At 53.4% G+C, this 17,843-nt stretch carries 16 protein-coding genes; 10 read left to right on the top strand and 6 right to left on the bottom strand.

Translation table 11 applies throughout. The annotated features are described in order from the left end of the window. Nucleotides 1–541 precede the first annotated feature (541 nt). Together AC4IE8_RS14570 and AC4IE8_RS14565 are read left to right on the top strand one after the other, a co-directional pair. Nucleotides 542–1,162 carry an MlaC/ttg2D family ABC transporter substrate-binding protein gene (locus AC4IE8_RS14570; protein ID WP_490791328.1) on the top strand — a complete coding sequence of 207 codons (621 nt, stop codon included), beginning with the start codon at nucleotides 542–544 and terminating at the stop codon, nucleotides 1,160–1,162. 315 nt (nucleotides 1,163–1,477) lie between these two features. Continuing rightward, the gene (locus tag AC4IE8_RS14565; RefSeq protein WP_490791327.1) at nucleotides 1,478–1,990 is read left to right on the top strand and encodes a retropepsin-like aspartic protease family protein; all 513 of its coding nucleotides are present in this window, start codon (nucleotides 1,478–1,480) and stop codon (nucleotides 1,988–1,990) included. Between the two features lie 99 nt (nucleotides 1,991–2,089). Here the strand turns inward: AC4IE8_RS14565 and AC4IE8_RS14560 are convergent, their stop codons facing one another. Beyond that, nucleotides 2,090–2,494 (bottom strand): HU family DNA-binding protein, encoded by a 405-nt coding sequence (locus AC4IE8_RS14560; protein WP_068989045.1) that lies wholly within the window; start codon nucleotides 2,492–2,494, stop codon nucleotides 2,090–2,092. Nucleotides 2,495–2,898: 404 nt separating this feature from the next. Between AC4IE8_RS14560 and AC4IE8_RS14555 the strand changes: the two genes are divergently transcribed. After that, on the top strand, nucleotides 2,899–3,462 hold the full coding sequence (locus tag AC4IE8_RS14555) for a chalcone isomerase family protein (RefSeq protein WP_490791326.1): 564 nt from the start codon (nucleotides 2,899–2,901) through the stop codon (nucleotides 3,460–3,462). A 167-nt stretch (nucleotides 3,463–3,629) separates the two neighbouring features. On the opposite strand, the gene AC4IE8_RS14550 is transcribed toward AC4IE8_RS14555, so the two are convergent. Further along, entirely contained in the window at nucleotides 3,630–5,174 is a 1,545-nt protein-coding gene (locus tag AC4IE8_RS14550; RefSeq protein ID WP_068989049.1) for a gamma-glutamyltransferase family protein, read from the bottom strand. 353 nt (nucleotides 5,175–5,527) lie between these two features. On the opposite strand from AC4IE8_RS14550, the gene AC4IE8_RS14545 reads away from it, so the two are divergent. The 3 genes from AC4IE8_RS14545 (at nucleotide 5,528) to AC4IE8_RS14535 (ending at nucleotide 12,138) form a co-directional block, all read left to right on the top strand. Continuing rightward, nucleotides 5,528–10,789, top strand: coding sequence for a cyclic nucleotide-binding domain-containing protein (locus AC4IE8_RS14545; protein ID WP_490791325.1), 5,262 nt, complete (start codon nucleotides 5,528–5,530; stop codon nucleotides 10,787–10,789). A 123-nt stretch (nucleotides 10,790–10,912) separates the two neighbouring features. Continuing rightward, nucleotides 10,913–11,764 (top strand): PfkB family carbohydrate kinase, encoded by an 852-nt coding sequence (locus tag AC4IE8_RS14540; RefSeq protein WP_068989064.1) that lies wholly within the window; start codon nucleotides 10,913–10,915, stop codon nucleotides 11,762–11,764. Between the two features lie 17 nt (nucleotides 11,765–11,781). Further along, nucleotides 11,782–12,138, top strand: coding sequence for a Rieske (2Fe-2S) protein (locus AC4IE8_RS14535; RefSeq protein ID WP_490791324.1), 357 nt, complete (start codon nucleotides 11,782–11,784; stop codon nucleotides 12,136–12,138). Nucleotides 12,139–12,193: 55 nt separating this feature from the next. Here AC4IE8_RS14535 and AC4IE8_RS14530 read toward each other — a convergent pair whose 3' ends face one another. The 3 genes from AC4IE8_RS14530 to AC4IE8_RS14520 form a co-directional block, all read right to left on the bottom strand. Next, nucleotides 12,194–12,400, bottom strand: a complete 207-nt coding sequence (locus AC4IE8_RS14530) for a hypothetical protein (RefSeq protein ID WP_068989068.1) — start codon at nucleotides 12,398–12,400, stop codon at nucleotides 12,194–12,196. Between the two features lie 434 nt (nucleotides 12,401–12,834). Further along, the gene (locus AC4IE8_RS14525; RefSeq protein WP_490791323.1) at nucleotides 12,835–13,128 is read right to left on the bottom strand and encodes a DUF6763 family protein; all 294 of its coding nucleotides are present in this window, start codon (nucleotides 13,126–13,128) and stop codon (nucleotides 12,835–12,837) included. Nucleotides 13,129–13,315: 187 nt separating this feature from the next. Beyond that, nucleotides 13,316–14,356 (bottom strand): NADP(H)-dependent aldo-keto reductase, encoded by a 1,041-nt coding sequence (locus tag AC4IE8_RS14520; RefSeq protein ID WP_490791322.1) that lies wholly within the window; start codon nucleotides 14,354–14,356, stop codon nucleotides 13,316–13,318. An 82-nt stretch (nucleotides 14,357–14,438) separates the two neighbouring features. Here AC4IE8_RS14520 and AC4IE8_RS14515 point away from each other — a divergent pair, with 82 nt between their 5' ends. The 4 genes from AC4IE8_RS14515 (at nucleotide 14,439) to AC4IE8_RS14500 (ending at nucleotide 16,894) form a co-directional block, all read left to right on the top strand. Next, on the top strand, nucleotides 14,439–15,104 hold the full coding sequence (locus tag AC4IE8_RS14515; RefSeq protein ID WP_068989072.1) for an energy-coupling factor ABC transporter permease: 666 nt from the start codon (nucleotides 14,439–14,441) through the stop codon (nucleotides 15,102–15,104). A 113-nt stretch (nucleotides 15,105–15,217) separates the two neighbouring features. Further along, on the top strand, nucleotides 15,218–16,027 hold the full coding sequence (gene djlA / locus AC4IE8_RS14510; RefSeq protein WP_490791321.1) for a co-chaperone DjlA: 810 nt from the start codon (nucleotides 15,218–15,220) through the stop codon (nucleotides 16,025–16,027). A 49-nt stretch (nucleotides 16,028–16,076) separates the two neighbouring features. Next, nucleotides 16,077–16,307, top strand: a complete 231-nt coding sequence (locus AC4IE8_RS14505; protein ID WP_068989080.1) for a DUF350 domain-containing protein — start codon at nucleotides 16,077–16,079, stop codon at nucleotides 16,305–16,307. A 32-nt stretch (nucleotides 16,308–16,339) separates the two neighbouring features. Next, the gene (locus AC4IE8_RS14500) at nucleotides 16,340–16,894 is read left to right on the top strand and encodes a transglycosylase SLT domain-containing protein (protein WP_068989083.1); all 555 of its coding nucleotides are present in this window, start codon (nucleotides 16,340–16,342) and stop codon (nucleotides 16,892–16,894) included. 7 nt (nucleotides 16,895–16,901) lie between these two features. Here the strand turns inward: AC4IE8_RS14500 and AC4IE8_RS14495 are convergent, their stop codons facing one another. Next, nucleotides 16,902–17,714, bottom strand: a complete 813-nt coding sequence (locus AC4IE8_RS14495) for an alpha/beta fold hydrolase (RefSeq protein WP_490791320.1) — start codon at nucleotides 17,712–17,714, stop codon at nucleotides 16,902–16,904. Between the last annotated feature and the right edge of the window lie 129 nt (nucleotides 17,715–17,843).

Below are 17,843 nucleotides of genomic sequence, written 5' to 3'. Positions count from 1 at the left end.
GCCTCTACGCACTTATTGTTTCAGGCAGCAAAGCTGATCACTTTTTTTTCAGGCCCAGTTAGCACTATTCATTTCGCTGTGATTGAGAAGATCAGCTTTCAGTGGATCGCTTGCATGCTCTGCGATTGCTACGAGGTGGAGTTCGATGTTTTCAATACCCATCGTGTCGATGACAAGCTGGTTGTGATTAAACAGCTGGTTTTTTCTCGATTGGGCATGACGAATTGCCTGCCCACAACTCGAGACTGCCGAGCTGATAGAACCTGACCTGGTGTTGCAGGGCGATGTGATAACTGAGTTGTGGGTGGTGAGGATAATCGGCGCCTATCACCGCTCTGATTAGAGCTGTCTATTAGTAATCACGAACAAACTTTACGGATTGGATTCGTCTATATGGGGCATGGCAGGACCTTAATAATATTAGCGAATTCATGATTTAGCAGTTGTTAAATCGAGCTAAATAACTTGATTTTGGCAGGTTGACTAGGCAACCTGCCTTCAGGTCACAAAGATGATCTCAAACTACCACCGGAGGATAATTATGAAGAGAACCCTGATAGGTTTAGCGGCATTCGGCTTGCTGTTATCAAGTGGCATTCAGGCAATGCCAGGATATGGTCATTCACCAGCCCACCGAGGCGGTGCTGCGGCCATGCAGCAGGAAGTCGGGCCAGGGATGATATTGCGAGAGGGGGTGACCAAGCTGCTCAAGTTCATGCGTCAATCAGATCAACCAAACCCCCAGAAAGTTGCGGCATTTTTGGAAACTGAGATTGCCCCCTATTTCGATTTTGACTACATGGCTGATTGGGCGGCTGGTCCTATGAAGCGTTATATGACGGGGCAGCAGAAAGCTGAGCTTGGTCAGCAGGTCAAAGTGCTGTTGCTGGGCACCCTGGCGAAGCGGTTGGGTGACTACAACAATCAGGATGTACGCTTTTATCGTCCGAGGTCGTCAGGTCGTAATGAAGTGAAAGTGCGTGTCGGTATCCTGCAGGCAGGTGGATACCCGGCCAACATCGATTTTCGTTTCTATCGCAGCGATTCTGGCTGGAAGGTCTTCGATGTTGCTGCAAACGGTAACAGTGCATTGGCTTACTATCGACAGCACTTCGCGAGCAAAATGCGTTCGCAGTCACCCGACAGAGGGTACCGTCGATAAGATCAGGCTTGGTAGTAAGCGGCAGGTGGTTTGTCTGGAATCGTCACCTGCCGCTCATCAACTGCTCAGTCCGGCTAGGTTTTGGCGGCTGGACACCCTCTCTTTCAGATAACTCTTATCTGCACCAGGGCCTGTTTTACAGAATGGGTGGTGATTTAATCGCTGGTTGAAATTGCAAAAAGCCACCCTATGTTATGTGTGTGAGCAGACCCTGAAAGTGACTTTCTCAGCCGCCAGGTTGTTAAATCGGGTCGATATCAAAAAAACAGCTTAACCAAGCCAAACCAATGAGTGTGTAAACGGTCTATCCGATTTATGAGTGAACAACAGAATTTCGGTCGATGGATGATCATTGCAGCATGGGTGCTGATGCTGGCGATGCTTACCCTGCTGTTTTCCCAATGGCTGGAACGTCAAAACAACCCCAATCGGCAGCTCAGTGTGACCACCAATCTCCAGGGTGAGTCTTCCGTGGTGCTGAAACGTAATCGTGCCGGTCACTATGTAGCGCCGGGTAAGATCAATGGTGTCGATGTTGTCTATCTGCTGGATACCGGTGCTACCCTGGTCGCTGTATCCTCATCATTGGCTGAGAAGGCGGGGCTTCAGCCTGGTGCGCCGAGTCAGAGTCGTACGGCCAATGGGGTGGTGAGAAGCTGGATGACTGAGATCGATCGATTACAGCTCGGTCCGATTACAATGCAGAATGTAAAAGCGTCGATACTGCCTAATATGCCAGCCCATGAAGTGTTATTGGGTATGAGTTTTCTGAAACATCTCAAGCTGCAGCAGCAGGGGGATGAGCTGGAGATTTCATTGCCGGATTAGCCGGGTTCTCAAAGCGGGGCAGTAAAAGAGCCCTGTTTACAGGCTGTCTAGGGTGGTTTGTTGCTGCCGTTACACTTGTAACGGCAGCAGACTGAATGATCAGATTTTGTCTTTCAGTGCTTTCAGAGCAGTCAGTTTTACAACGGTCTTTGCTGGTTTGGCTGCGATCTTGATCGCTTCACCGGTTGCTGGGTTGCGTCCCATGCGGGCTTTGGTTCTTGGTTTTACAACGCGACGGACCTTGATGCCGCTATCCGGAATCGTGAACTCACCTGATCCTCTTTTCTGTAAATGGCGGGTAACTAGAGTGTTCAGTGAGGAGAATACAGCCGCCACATCTTTGCGGGATAGACCGGTCTCTTCTGCAATGGTGCTTAAGATTTGTGTCTTGGTCTGCTTGGTTGTGATGGCTTTCAGGCGTGGTGCTGCAGCTACTTTTTTAGCAGTAACTTTCTTTTTTGCAGTTTTTTTAGCGGTCTTTTTTGCGGCTTTCTTTGCAACCATAAGGTTTGCTCCTTCTTACAATAGTGGGTAGGTTGTGTGTTAAAAATAACACAGTTTTTCAATAGGTAAACATAAAACGACCGTTTTTTACTGGCTTTTTTACAAAAAGTCTATTTTTTCTTTCATCTGAACGTGGAAAAGGATCAGTGTCAGTTAAAATCCGGATGTTGATACAGTGATGGATTTCTACAGTGTTTTGGATCATTGGTATATGACGTGAGTCATCTATCGATTAAAAGTCTTGTTTGTTATTGGATGTATCTATCAGGCAATCTATATTCAGCTTGATCGAGTGGCTTCGTATCATGAGTTACCTAAAATAGCTCCATACATTCCGTATTGGGCATGAATTTAGGCATCTATCGGCCAAGATTGGAAACAGTTGAGTGTTTAAGGAGAAAAATATGAAGCGGTTATTTCTACTGTGTTGGCTTTTGTCTCTCATATCAAATGCTGTCGCAAAAGATGTTGCAGGTATCAATCTGGATGAAACGATGCAACGTGCCGAGGACGGCGTGACACTTCAGTTGAATGGTGCAGGGGTCAGGGAGAAGTTCTTTTTCGATATCTATGTTGCAGCACTCTATCTGCAACAGAAGAGCAATCAGGAGTCAATGATTCTGAAGAGCGAGGCTGCTGCGAGGGTGGAGATGAGGGTGCTCTATTCAAAAGTGGATAAGGAGAAGTTCGTTCAGGGTTGGGAGGACGGCTTCAGTGCAAACCTCGATCAACAGCAGTTCAGTCAAATTGCTGAACGACTGAGTCGGTTTAACGGGTGGTTTGAAACTCTGACAGAGGGGGAGGTAGTTGAGTTGGACTATTTTCCCAATAAAGGTACCAGGGTGAAGATCAAGGGTGTCGAAAAGGGCGTCATACCGGGGGTCGATTTCTTTCAAGCGTTGCTGAGCGTCTGGCTGGGAGAGAAGCCTGTCACCAAGTCACTCAAGGAGGATCTATTGGGGCTGTGATTCGCCACTGCTGTGATTAGCGTATCGAAAGGTGCTTGGGCAGATAGTCAGTTACACCTGTTCGGGCCTGTTAATACTGACCCAATGCATCCTGCTGGCCGCAAAAAAAGACCCAGCCCTTCAGGCGCAACAGAACGTATTGGATTCGTGTTAACAGGCCCTGGTCATCAGTTGAAAAGTTGGCGCCAGACTCCACCCCGTCGTTCATCGCCGGAACCTTCCAGCATACCGTTGGATTTGAGTTTGACGCTATGGGCGCCACCGAAAAAGAGGTTCTTTTTTCTCCAATGCTGCTGCTTTGGAAATTCATCCAAGAGGGCGTGGCATGCGGTTTCATCATAACCGGGCTCGATGCTCAGCAGACCGTTTTCGTAGTGTATGCGTGGGTTGGAGACCGCCGCTTCAAGTGGCATATGGTGGTCGATGTGGTTGAGTATGATTTGCAATACCGCGCTTCGGATTCGGTTGGAGCCACCGGAGCCGGTGACCAGAGCATCGCCGTTTCGCTCAATGATCAGAGTTGGTGACATCATCGATGCCAGTCGGCTATTCTCCTGCCAGTGATTGAATCCGCCGGGATTCAGGTCCTCTTCACCCAGCATGTTGTTCATCATGATGCCACTCTGCGGGATCACATAACCGCAGCCTTCACCGTTGGAGAGGGTCATGCTGGCAAGATTGCCTTGGGTGTCTGCGATACTGATCTGAGTCGTCCCTCGTGTGGATATCCCACCGATATCCATTCGCTGGTGGTAGGCCTTGGCAAGTTCTGGATCGAGAATCTGCGCCATGGAATCGAGGCGTTCCTGCCTGACCTGCTGGGTAAGTTTCATACAACGGGCCAGTTGTCTCAATGAGGATTCAGGATCGCTTTTTGAGGTCTGCGCTGAATCTTCTGCCATCAATCCCAGAGAGAATGCGATCAGGGTTCCTCCCAGTGAAGGGAGTGGGTTGGTGAACAGCCCTGCACCCCGGTAGTTGAGTTGCAATGGCTCTCGCAGGATAACCTGGTATTCGTCGAGATCCTCCATCTGCAACAGACCGCCCTGGTTTTTGCAGTCTCTGACCAGTTGCTGGCCGGCCTCTCCATTGTAAAAGAGTCTCTCACCTTCGTGCTGCAGTGCGTCAAGGAAATCGGCCAGATCCGGTTGGCGATGAAGTTCACCTTCGGCAATCAGTTGCCCGGGGTTCGCTGGGGACTCATTTAACGACATGACTGCCGGGGTTGCACGCAGGATCGGGCCGATGATCCGGGTAATCAGACTCTGGAAGCGGTTGAGCACAACCCCTTCTCTTGCGAGGGCGATGGCCGGTTGGAACAGTTCACTCAGGGGGAGTCTGCAGTGGTGCTGATGGATCAGAAACAGTCCACGGATGAACCCTGGTGTGGCGATTGAGCCCAGGCCGATATGAAAGGTCTGCCGGGCCGTACCGAAATTGGCCTCGATCGGATAGAAATCGAGATCCTCCAATGGTCGTTTCCGTTTTGGTGTATGGGCGAAGAAGTCATATACTTGTGGTGATCGGCCTTCAGCCCGAGCGGTCAGAAATCCCCCTCCCCCGGGGGAGGCCAGTACCGGTTCGGTGACACAGGCGGCGAGCATAGCGGCGACAACGGCATCGAAGGCATTACCACCAGCCTTTAATATTTCGACAGCTGCATCAGCAGTTTCAGAATGGCCGGCAGCTACAACGCCATTTAATCTTTTCATAAGGTTTATAGCCTAGTGTTAACTGGCCTTAAGTAGCAGTAACATGTTTATTCTGCTTGAGCGTGCCTGCAAAACATTGCGCCTTAGAGGCCACTGTAGCACGTATAGGAGATGGACCCCCGCATGCAGTCTCTGTAGTAGATACCGGTAAATCAAAAAAATTTTGATTTATGTCGTTGAAATAAAACATTAAGATCGTTATGGTTTCTCGGCTCTGATAAAAATGCAAACCTGTTCAATCTTTTACTTGGCAGGAGGGAGATTCCCATTCAGCTTTTTATTCAGGGTGCCGTTAAATAGAGGAGCGACGTTACCCTCAAATCATAGGATCGATATTCCTGAGCGCAGAAAGTATGGCCGTGCCAAACAGTAAAAGTGACGATGTTCTACTAAAAAATCTGGTGCCTTTGAACACGCTCTCTGAGGAGCAGCTTGGTCATCTGCTCAGCCAGATTGTGGTTGAAAAGGCGAAGAAGGGTGAATACCTTTTTCGTGAAGGGGACACTGACCACCAGAATGTCTACCTGTTGTCAGGTACTGTTGCCCTGTTGTCCGGGCAGAAAGAGATGGATCTGATCAGCAGCGGTACCCCGACCGCCCGTTTTGCCCTTGCCCATCAGCTCCCCAGAAAACACTCCGCACAGGCCAGAACGGCTGTGAACTATGTCCGCATAGACAGCCGCATGCTCAGCGATATGCTGGCGCGCAGCCACAGCGCCAGTTATGAAGTAAAAGACCTTGAACAGCCCAGCAGCGGTGATTGGATGAGTCTGCTTCTGCAATCCCCAGTATTCCAACAGATTCCACCAGCCAATCTGCAACGGGTGATGATGCGTATGGAGGAGATCCAGGTGCGCGCCGGCGAGCTGGTAATCCATCAGGGTGATGAAGGGGACTATTTCTATCTGATCAGTCGTGGCGAATGCGTGGTTTCCCGGCAACCCGAAGAGGGTCATGCACCGGTGGAGCTGGCCAGGCTGAAAGCGGGCAAAGGCTTTGGTGAAGAGGCGCTGATCTCCGATAAACCCCGTGGCAGTTCGGTTGAGATGGTCGCTGACGGGGTATTGGTACGACTCAGTAAAAGTGACTTCATCGAACTGGTCAAGCAACCCCTGTCGAGAACCCTGAGCTACTCGGAAGCGACCGGATATATCGAGAAGGGTGCGCTCTGGCTGGATGTCCGGACGCCGGAGGAGTATGAAGAGGGCCACTTGCCTGGGGCGATCAATCTGCCTTTTTTCTCACTGCGCTTTCAGGCTTCGAGCCTGACGCTGGACAGACCCTATGTGGTCTATGGTGAAGAGGTTGGGCAGTCCGCCACCGCCGCCTATCTGTTGACGGAGCGGGGAGCGGAAGTATTCGTCGTCGATATCAATTGGGCCGAGCTGGCCGAGCTGGTGGGTCTGAAGAGCCGTGATGGCGATCAACCGGCCAACAATGTCATCGATTTCAATCGGGATGGGGATGACGCCGCTCCTGCCGAGACCTCTGAGGAGCAGATTGCCGCATTTAACCGATTGAAGCGGGAGCTTGATGAGACCCGCAACCAGTTCCAACATGAGCTGGAACAACGACAGACGGAGATCAAGTTGCTTCGCCAGGCTCTGGCCGCCGCGAAGAGCAAGATTCAGAGCGGTGAACAGGAGGCATCAGAGGCTGAGGGGTTGCAACAGGAGGCCTCCGAGCTGCGCGAGGCTCTGCAGCAGGCTCAATCGAAGCTGTCTGAAAGTGAGCAGCTTGACGCTGACCGTGAGCAGCTGCAGGAGCGCATTGAGGCGCTCGAGGCCCGACTTGAGACTGGTCAGCAGGAGCTGGATATTGCCAGGCAGCATGCCACAGACGTCAAGGCCCACAGTGACGATCTGCATCAGCAACTGGAACAGATTCATGGGCGCCATCAGGAGAGTGAAGGGCGTCTGAAGGAGCAGATTACCGAGCTGCAGTTTGAGCTTGAGAACATCCGCGAGTCGAGTGATGAGTTGCAGCAGGAGAACCAGCGGCTGCTGGCTGAGATGGATAGCTTCAAAGGTGAGGCGGACGACTTCCATCAGCAGGCTGAAGCCGGAATGGCGACAATTACCCAGGAACGGGATGAGCTGGCAAAACAGCAACAGGAGACTGAAGCGCGCCAGCATCAGCTTGCGGATGATCTGGAGCGTCTGAAGGGCGAAAGGAAGCAGCTTACAGACGCCTTAAAAGAGGCTGAGCAACAGAACCAGTCACTGACTGAATCCGTCGACACGCTGACCGAAGAGCAGACATCACTGAAACAATCTCTGCAACAGGCGAACGGTGAGCTGGATCAGGCTCGACAGCAACATGATGGTTTGGCCGGCCAGTTTGAGGAGCATCAGGCTCAGGTCTCCGATAGTGAATCCCGCTATCAGCAACAAATCGAAGCGCTGCAGCAAACCATCGAACAGACCCAACAGGAACTGCAACAGCAGCGTGAGAAGGCCAGCGAGCTTGAGAGTCAGCATCAGCAGCGGCTTGAAACACTTCAGGCGTCTCTGGATCAGGCTCAGCAGGAGCTGCAGCAACAGCAACAGCAGGCGGCTGAGTCGGAAAGCGGATACCAGGGACAGATCGATGAGGTTCAGCAGTTCCTTAATCAGGCCCAGGAGGAGCTGCACCAGGAAAAGGTGCGTGCAGAGGATGCCGCCAATCAGCATCAGCAGCGGATCGAGGAGCTCGAACAGAGTCTCTCACAGGTGCAGGATGAGTTGCAGAATCAGCAGCAACAGGGTTCCGAATCCGAAGCCGGCTATCAACAGCAGCTTGAAGAGCTGCAGCAATCCCTGGCCCAGTCACAGGATGAGCTGCATCAACAGCAGGCACTCAATCAGCAATCTGTTGAGGACCTGAACAGTCAGATTGAAAGCCTGAATGAGTCAGCCAAGCTGACGGCTGAACAGGCCAGCGACGAGATCGCCGGTCTGCAGGAGCTGAAGCAGGATCTGCAACATCAATATGAAGAGTCGCAGACACGCATTGACCAGCTGCAGCAGCAGATCGAATCACTTGAAGGCGAGAAGCAGGAGCTGGTCAGCGATCTTGATGCATTGCGTAACGCCAGCGATGAGCTCGAGACAGGGCATGCGGATGCCATCAGCAAGCTGAAGTCTGAGCTTGAGCAGGTCAGAGGCGAGCTGGAGGGTTTGCAACAGGAGAAACAGCAGCAGGATACCACCCTGGCAGAACGTCAAGCAGCGCTGGAACAGGCTGAGTCGAGTCTCAGTCAGGCTCTGGCCGAGATGCAGGAGCAGCAGGATAAGGCAACAGAAGAGATCAAACAGCTGCAGCAGCAGATCGCCGCTTCCGATCTTGAAAAAGAGCAGTCGGTTGAGCGTCAACAGCAGCTTGAGGAGGCTCTTGAAGAGTCCCGCCTGGGCAGTGATGAGGCTTTGGTTGCACTGCGCGAGCAGTTGCAGGAAGCGCAGCAGGCAACCCGTAAACAGAAAGAGAAACGGGTTGAGTTTGAAGCGCGTCTTGAACAGGAGCATCAGACCGCTGTATTCCTGAAACACTCTCTGGAGACAGCGGAACAGGCGGTGGAGGTCAGTACCGAGCAGCTATCGGAAATAGAGCAGGCCAAGCTCTCTCTGGAAGAGCAGCTGGCGGCCAGTCAGACTGAGCTGGAGCTGAGTCAGCAGCAATTGACTGAGCAACAGAATGAATGGCAAAGCCGAATTGACAGCCTGCAAGATGAGCTGAATGAGAAACAGCAGTCGGTTGAGGCCATTTCGGAGGATCTGGCGGCCGCGAAGGGCTCGCTGGATGAGCTCAACCAGAGTCATGAACAGGTGGCCAGTGAGCGGCAATCCGTGCTGGATGAAAAAGAGACGCTGGCGCAGCAGTTGGCTGACCTGCAGGGGCAAATCGACGCTCTGCAGAGCCATAACTCCGATCAGCAGCAGGATGTGGAGCGCCTTTCCGCAGAACTGGCTGAGGCAAACCAGTCTCTGGACGAGCTGAGCCGGGCACAGCAGCAAGTGGAAAGTGAGCGTGAGTCCCTGCAGAGTGACAAAGCGGCACTGCAAGAGCAGCTGGACGGAGCCCGGGCCGAACTTGAAGAGACCAGGCAGAGCCAGCAGAGTGCGTTGTCCGCACAGAGCTCGGCAGTTGAGACGCTGCAAGCTGAGCTGGCCGAGCAGAAACAGAATATCGAGTCGATTGCCGACCAGCTGGCAGAGACTGAATCGACCCGGGATAACTTGAACTCTGAAAAAGAGGATCTGCAGCAACAGATAGCCCAGCTCAACTCCGAATTGGATCAGTTCAGACAGGATCAGCAGAATCAGCAGACCGATCATGAGTCGTTGCTGGCAAATGTAGAGGCAGAACTGGCAGCAGAAAAAGAGCGCGTTCAAACCGTCACCAACACCCTGCAGGAAGCGGAAACCAGTCGGGATTCTCTGAGTCAACAATTCAACGCGCTGGAGCAAGAGAAACAGCAGTTGCAGCAACAGCTCGATGAGAGCAAAGCTCAGCAGTCGACGCTTACTGAGGAGCTCGGGCGAGCCAATGAGTCCCTGGCGGAGGCGGCATCTGACGATGATCTGAAGAGTGCGCAGCAGGCGCTGAGTGAATCGGAAGAGACGATTATCAGACTGAAGCGGGAAGTCGAAGGCCTGAGAGAAGTCCAGTTGGAGATGGAGAGCCAGCTCACAGATGATGTGGACAGCGAGGTGAATGAGCTTCGCACCGCCCTCGAGGCAGAGCAGAAAAAGCGTGAAAAGAATGACAAGCTGGCAAGGCAGGCGAATGTACTGAAGCGGGAACGCGATGTACAGGAGACCGCCATCGAAATGCTTGGTGAAGATCTTGAAAATCTGACCGAAGAGAAAGATCGCCTGCAGCAGGAGCGGGACAGCCTGGCCAAACAGCTGACTGAGATGCGCGATCAGTTTACCGATCTGGTAAATGAGAACGATCATCTCAATTCCGAGATGAGCGGGATGCGGGACCATGTGTCAGATTCCAATCTGGCGGATGATCTGCTGGTGCAGATGGAAGAGTTGCGTATCAAGGCTGAGAACCTTGAGACCGAGCGGGATGAAGCGAATGACGAAGCCATCCGCATGCGCCGGGAAGTCGGCGAACTGCGCAGTGTCATCGAAACCTATGTAGAGCAGATACAGGATGTACAATCCTTTGGTGTCGACGAGCAAGTCAATGCCCTGCGTACCGAACTGGATATGGTGCGTCGTCAGGCAGCTGAGGATCTTGAGCATATGCGTCAGGAGCTGGAGCGCACCAAATCCAACCAGTCTCTCTCAAGCAGCCGGGATGTGGATGAAGTGGCAGCCTTACAGGCCAGTCGTCAGGAGATGCTCTCCCTGCAACAGTCACTGAATGAAAAGGACCATCTGCTGAGGCTCTCCCAAAGCCAGTGCCGGTCCCTCGAGGATTCGGTTGAAGACAGGGACAAGGAAGTGGATCAACTGAAACGCAAGTTGGAGTTGCTGCTGAGAAAGACCGGTGGACTGGATAACGCGACCTCACCGGCACGGGAAACCTCCGAAGCCGCTTCACGGCTATCCGAACTGGGCCAGCCGGGAGAGGATGGGGATTCCAAGCGTAACTCGCTGGGGCGTCTGTTCCGCCGCAAATAATCCACTCACTCCGGACGGTTGTGAGTCGCTTGTTGTACATCGGCCCGACCGTTTCGGCCGCACCGTCTGTGACGGTGTCACTCACTCTTTTTCAGCTCGATAATAGGAGTTAAACAATCTCCGATGCGAATTCTGGCAGTGGGGGTGGCAACCCTCGATATCGTCAATCGGGTCGAGGCCTACCCGCAAGAGGATCAGGAGATCAGGGCCATTTCACAAAGCCGCCGACGAGGTGGCAACGCCTGTAACAGTTTGACCGTGTTGAGCCGCTTGGGGCATAGCTGCAGCTGGGCCGGAGTGATGGCGGACGATGAGGCGAGTCGATTCATTCTCGATCAACTGCACAGCGTGCAGATCGATACCCGCTGGGTCCGGGTTGAGTCAGGGGGCATGACTCCAACCTCCTATATCACCACCGCTGAAGCGAGTGGATCCCGGACGATTGTTCACTACCGGCAGCTCTCCGAATTCAGTTATGAAGATTTTGCTGAAATTGACCTGCAAGCATATGACTGGGTCCATTTTGAAGGCCGAAATCCGCAAGCGACCCTGAAGATGCTGCAGCAGCTGAGGCAGCAGTATCCCAACCTGCAGGTATCGCTTGAGCTGGAAAAGCCCAGGCCGGGTCTGGAGCAGGCGCTGCCTTATGTGGATGTGGTGTTGATATCCCGCGCCTACAGCATGGCCAAAGGTATTGCGGATGCCCGGCAGCTGTTCGACCATATCACTCCGATGATCCGACAGGCGCTCTGTTACCTTGCCTGGGGCGAGCACGGCAGCTGGATGCTGGATCGGGATCGCGGGGTGCATTTTGAGCAGGCTGTCAAGCCGGCAAAAGTGGTGGATACCCTGGGGGCCGGGGATGTTTTCAATGCCGGCGTGATCCATGCTCTGTTTGAGTGGTTGGATCCCCTGGAGGCGCTGCGCTATGGCAACCGCATTGCCGGTGAGAAGTGTGGTCGGGACGGGCTTTAGCGGTGAATTGAAGGCTTATGTCATCCATACACAGATTATGCAGATTTGATGAATTCGAGGATCCGGGGAGCCGGGGTTTCAGCGTGGAACTGGAAGGTGGTACGCAGGAGATTCTGGTGGTGCACAAAGGAGGGCGGGTCTATGGCTATCTTAACCGTTGTCCTCACACCGGAATCAATCTCGAATGGCAGCCAGACCAGTTTCTCGATTTGAGCCAGAGCTACATTCAGTGCGTTACCCATGGTGCGCTGTTTCGCGTTGAAAATGGTCTCTGTCTGCGCGGTCCCTGTGCGGGGGATGCCCTCTCGCCGATACAGGTGGATGTGCGGGAAGGTGATGTTGTTGCGATTCTGGACTCTCCCCCCGAGGCATAAAAAAGCCGGGCCAAAAGGCCCGGCTTTCGAGTCACGAAGTGAGCGCCTTATCCTGTCAGCTCATTTTTTCGACAAAGGCGTTTAGGTCCGCCAGGACCAGCTCAGGCGGGAAAGCGCACTTCGTGGGAAGCTCGGAAGTGACCGGTTGCAGACCAAGCTGCAGTGCCGGCTGATCGAACTCTGAGGCGTTTTGAGGCGCAGACAGAGTGGTATGACCGGTTTCAATGATCTGGCCCGTACTCATATCATAGACTGTCTTCATCACACACCTCCTGGTTCGTTCTCGAAACAAGGTCCTGTTACTTTTAATAACGGCCCTGAAAAAGCAAACTTTAGAGCCCCGGAACAGCCTTCAAGCGCATGCTTGATGCCGCCGCATGCTGTTTATTAATTGATACGTCCGGGTAATTAACCTGGTTTCACTTTGCCTAAGTGACGGTTTTCAATCAACGTTATTGATTTCATGGTTAATTTCGACCGTTCGGCCCTGTAAAACTGATATGCTGGACCTCTTCGGTCAAGCTGCTTCAGAGTGGAATTTCTTTTCTTCATTCGGTGCCAACCCCGCTGCTTTGAGCAATAAATCTGATACACCGATCGCAAAACGGGCGCGAGCTGTACTGCAATGACCGATCATAGGGGGTTCGTAAGCTGTTGGGCTTACGACTGGCGTGGTGGGAAGTTCAGCCATGACGTCTAATCGGTATCTTCCAGGTGATCCAGGGGGTTGTAGTGGGTGTCCCCGGCCGGCTGGTCCAGGTCTACGCCGTAATCATCCTTGGAGAGATCATAAGAGCCTGCCCAGTCTTCCGGTGGGGCTGTCGGTACAATCTGAAGCTCCTTGAGGTCTTCCAGGTCGTACTCTTCCACTGTGCCATCGTAAAACTGGACCTCCACGACTCCCTCTTCCAGATCGTGAGCGACAACTTCGAACTGATCTCCATTGACGGTCCTGAACCAACTGCCGATACGGATTCTTGGTGCATTCATTTTCATACTTCTCCGCTGTTCAACTCAATCAGACAGTGTGATGGCACTGTTTTTTTCGCTATCTTTTTACAATAGACAACCCGCTTGGTATTGATCTTTTAATCGGTCTCTTGATCATGACTTTAGCCCATTTTTTCTGTTGATCCTATGCTCTTTGTCATGGAAACAGGGCACTTTTTGTAAAGTTTCATGGACTTGGGTTCGGCTGCTCTGTGTGGATCTTTTCAATACCTTCAAGCACCTCCCGGTCCAGGCTGAGATCGATGCTGGCCAGATTCATCTCCAGTTGCTGCTGGGTGGTCGCACCGATGATGGTACTGGTGACAAAAGGGCGGCTGGTGACGTAGGCCAGAGCCATCTGCCCTGGATCCAATCCATGCTCCCTGGCCAACGTGACATAGCGTTCACTGGCAGCGCTGGCCTGGCGGTTGGTGTAACGGGTAAAACGCTCGAACAGGGTCAGGCGGGCCTTGGCGGGTTGTTTGCCCTCCAGGTATTTGCCTGACAGAACACCGAAGGCCATCGGCGAGTAGGCGAGCAGGCCACAATTTTCCCGGTGGGCAATCTCAGCCAGGCCGATTTCGAAACTGCGATTCAACAGATTGTAGGGATTCTGAATCGAGACCACTCTGGGCAGTCCCTTCTGTTGTGCGACCTGCAGATAGCGCATCAGGCCCCATGGGGTCTCGTTGGAGACACCGATATGGCGGATTTTGCCGGCTTTTTTAAGATCCCCCAAGACCTCCAGGGTCTCTTCGATGGGGGTTGCTGACTCATGCTTCGGATGCTGATAACCCAGGGCACCGAAATAGTTGGTTTTGCGATCCGGCCAGTGCAGCTGATAGATATCAATGTAATCTGTCTGCAGACGTTGCAGACTCTGCTCCAATGCGGCCTCGATATTGGATCGGTCGAGGTGCAGATTGCCGTCCCTCAGATAGCTGAGCCAGTCTGCCGGACCGGCAACTTTGGTGGCGAGAACCAGTTGCTCCCGTCGGCCATGGCGTGCCAGCCAGCTGCCGATATGGCGTTCTGTTTCGCCCTGGGTATTGGCTTTCGGCGGAACCGGATACATCTCCGCTGTGTCGATAAGATTAATACCTGCCTCAATTGCACGGTCGAGTTGAGCATGGGCTTCGGCTTCGCTGTTTTGTTCACCAAAGGTCATGGTGCCGAGTGAGAGAGCGCTGACTTTGATTTGGCTATCACCGAGGGATCGGTAGATCATTGGGTTCTCCCCTGTCATAAATCTGCTGTGTCAACAGCCGTCAGCATAGCTGAAATCGGCTCGGAGGAAAGGAAGGAAATCGATGGAATTGGATGGTGGTCTGTTTTCAACGACCCTGCTGTTCTGGCTTGCCGGTCTCTGTGGTGCCGTGCTGATTGCTGCGTTGAGACTGGCTACCTGGCAGCGTCTGACACAACAGAATCAGATTCATGTGTTCCTCGGTGCGATTGTTTGTCTTATCGCGCTTTGGCATATGCGGGGTCAGATCCAGCCCGGCCTCTCGTTTCATCTGCTGGGCGTGACGGTGATCACTCTGATGTTTGGCTGGTCACTGGCGATTATCGCCGCCAGTATCGCGCTGTTCGCGGTGAGCATGAATGCAGGCTACGGCTGGGAAGGCTATGTGGTCAGTTTCCTGACCGTGGTATTAGTGCCGATTACCCTGTCGCAGATCGCTCTGGTGCTGGTACGCTCCTGGTTACCCAAGCAGTTTTTTGTCTATGTCCTGGGGAACGGCTTCTTCACCGCCTGGCTGGTGGGTTATATCAGCGGGTATCTGGCCATGCAGCTGCTGGTGTTGAGTGGCGCCTACACGATGGCGGAACTGCAGGTGACGATCATCCCCTTCTTTCCACTGATGTTCTTTCCCGAAGCCTTGATCAATGGCTGGGTGATCACCATGCTGGTGGTGTTCTTCCCGGCCTGGGTCTACTCCTTCAGCGATGAGCAATATCTTCACGGTAAATAGCTTAAGCGGGGTCGGCTGAGGTATAGTCTGCCGATTGCCATGGTGATTGAAGGCTCTGAGTCTTGCTCTCGCTGTGTGGATTGGTGTTAACAGGCCCTAAGTGAGGTGCAGCCTTGAGTTGGTGGGGAAAACTGGTTGGTGGCGCTTTTGGATTCATGCTTGGTGGGCCCTTGGGGGCTGTACTGGGCGCCGCCTTGGGCCACAAATTCGATAAAGGCCTGAAAGGGCTGCCGGATGATGACATCAGCTGGGGGCCAGGGGATCAGGAGCGGGTCCAGACCGCATTTTTTACCGCAACCTTCTCGGTCTTAGGCCATCTGGCAAAGGCGGATGGGCGGGTCTCCCAGGATGAGATCCGGCTTGCCGAAAACCTGATGGGCCAGATGTCCCTCTCCAGCGAGATGCGACGCACCGCGATCCGTCTGTTTCAGGAAGGTAAATCGGACCAGTTCCCTCTCGATGATGTGGTAACCCAGTTCCGCCAGGAGTGTCACCGGCGCCAGACGCTGATTCAGATGTTTCTGGAGATCCAGATCCAGGCGGCCTATGCCGATGGTGAGATGGACCGGCAAGAAGAGCTGTTGCTGCTGCATATCTGTGAGCTGCTGAATATTCCGGAATTCACCTTTCGCCGTCTTGAACGTATGGTGCGCGCCCAGTCTCACTATGCCGGGGCGGGCAGTCAGCCGCCACCCAGAACCCAGGGAGTCTCGCTGAATGACGCCTATGCGATTCTTAATGTTTCCCCGCAAGCATCCGATCAGGAAGTGAAACGGGCCTACCGTCGTCTGATCAGTCAGCATCATCCGGACAAGCTGGTATCGAAAGGGTTGCCGGAAGAGATGATGAAAATGGCGGCACAGAAAACCGATGAGATAAAGAAGGCCTATGAGCGAATCAAAGAAGCGCGCTCCATGGGCTGAAGAAACATGAATTCAATAACGCTTCTCAATCTCTCCCTGGGAGGGGAAAATGACCGATAGCCTAGATCCCATCCTGCTTAATTTCGTGTATGTGATATTTGGTGGAGCACTCACCATCTTCTTTATGTGGTTCGGCTGTAAAGTGTTCAGCCACATTGTCAATTTCAGCATTCCCGATGAGTTGAAGAAGGGCAACATCGCTGTCGGTATCATGATCATGGGAATCTTTATCGGCATCGGCACAGCCCTGGGGCTGGTGATCGGTCTGGGGCTCAACTAGGGGCGGCCGGATGAGTGTGCGCTAGGCTCTCTATGTTGCGTTGCTGTCTACTGTTGCTACTGCTGCCTGGGCTGCTGGTCGCTGGTCCATTCAAGCATGTTAAGCACGATCATTGGAGTGATCGTTACGACAACTACTTCCGAAAGTACACCAAACACTATTTCGGTCCCCATATCGATTGGCACTGGTTCAAGGCGCAGGGCATCGCTGAATCAGGATTGCAGCCAAAGGCCCTCAGTTCCGCCGGTGCAAAAGGGATCATGCAGATTCTGCCGGCCACCTACCAGGAGATCAAAGAGGATAACCCCCATTTCACCCATATAGAAGAACCTCGCTGGAATATTGCGGCGGGCATCTACTACGATCGAATGCTCTACCGGAAGTGGAAAAAAGGGCTGCCTACTGAGGAGCGTCTGGCCTTTGCTCTGGGGAGTTACAATGCGGGATACGGCAATGTGTTACGCGCCTACCGCAAGGCGATAAAAGCCCATGGAGAGGTCAAGAACTGGTCTCAGGTGGAAGGCTATGCACCGGGAGAGACCAGGCACTATGTCCGTCGAATTAAAGCCTTGATGGTGACCAAGTAACCCTCCCTCAATTCTGTGCTTCGACCGCACTGGTGCGCTTCAGCCAGGCGTGAATACGCTGCTGCAGGCTCGATTGCATGCCACGGAAGAAGTGATCTGCCCCAGTCATGACCTCCTGGCGATACCCTTCTCTGGCATTCGCTGAGGCGATCTGACGGCGCTTGGCTGCGCTCCCGGTGACGACAGGCAGGTCGCGACTGCCATACAGATCCAATATCGGGGTCTCTAACTGCGCAATGGCCTCGGATACCGGGTCGGACTCATCGGAAGGATCGATGCTCAGGCTGATCGCGGCAATGGCGTTGACCCTCTGGTTGGGCTGTTTGGCAAGATGGTGCAATGCCATGGCGGCCCCAAGACCATGGCCTACCAGCACCAGATTAGATTGCTGCTGGGGATCGAAGTAGTCGATGGCACTTTGAATCCTCGCTGACGCCTTCTCCATCAGATACAGACGGGCTGTTGCATCGGGGCTGGAGTCGGTAGCCGGCAGTTGCAGCGCCAAGGTGTTCCATCCCTGTTTGGCGAGATGTTTTCTGAGCGGCTGAACCACCTCCAACCAATCTGCATGGGTCCCCTGATCGTGCAGTATCAGCGCCCCGCCAAGACTCAGCTTGGTCTCGCTGGGGCTATAGATGGCGAGAAAGCGATTGGCGCCATTTTCAAGCCAGACTGCCTTACCCGACAGGCTGGGGCTGTCCAGGGTAGCGGAAATCCGCCGTTCCAGACTGAGGTTGGCTGCCTGGAGTGGCAGTGCAAGCCCGACCATGAGCAGTAGCAGGGCTGCGATTCCTGGCTGAGTGATTTGGCGTTTGGGCATGGCTCATCTCCTGATCTGTTGATCCATATTAACCCGCCAGCCAGTCGGATTGCAGAGTCTGCCCACAGTCACGCCTCCACCCCTCCCGGATGGGATAGCTGAAAAGCGCAACGCTTTGGGGTAAAGTGG

The sequence above is a fragment of the Candidatus Thiodiazotropha sp. AKAK2 genome (assembly GCF_058244685.1).
The sequence above is the reverse complement of the archived record's forward strand: the minus strand, read 5'-3'. Positions and strand labels throughout refer to the sequence as shown.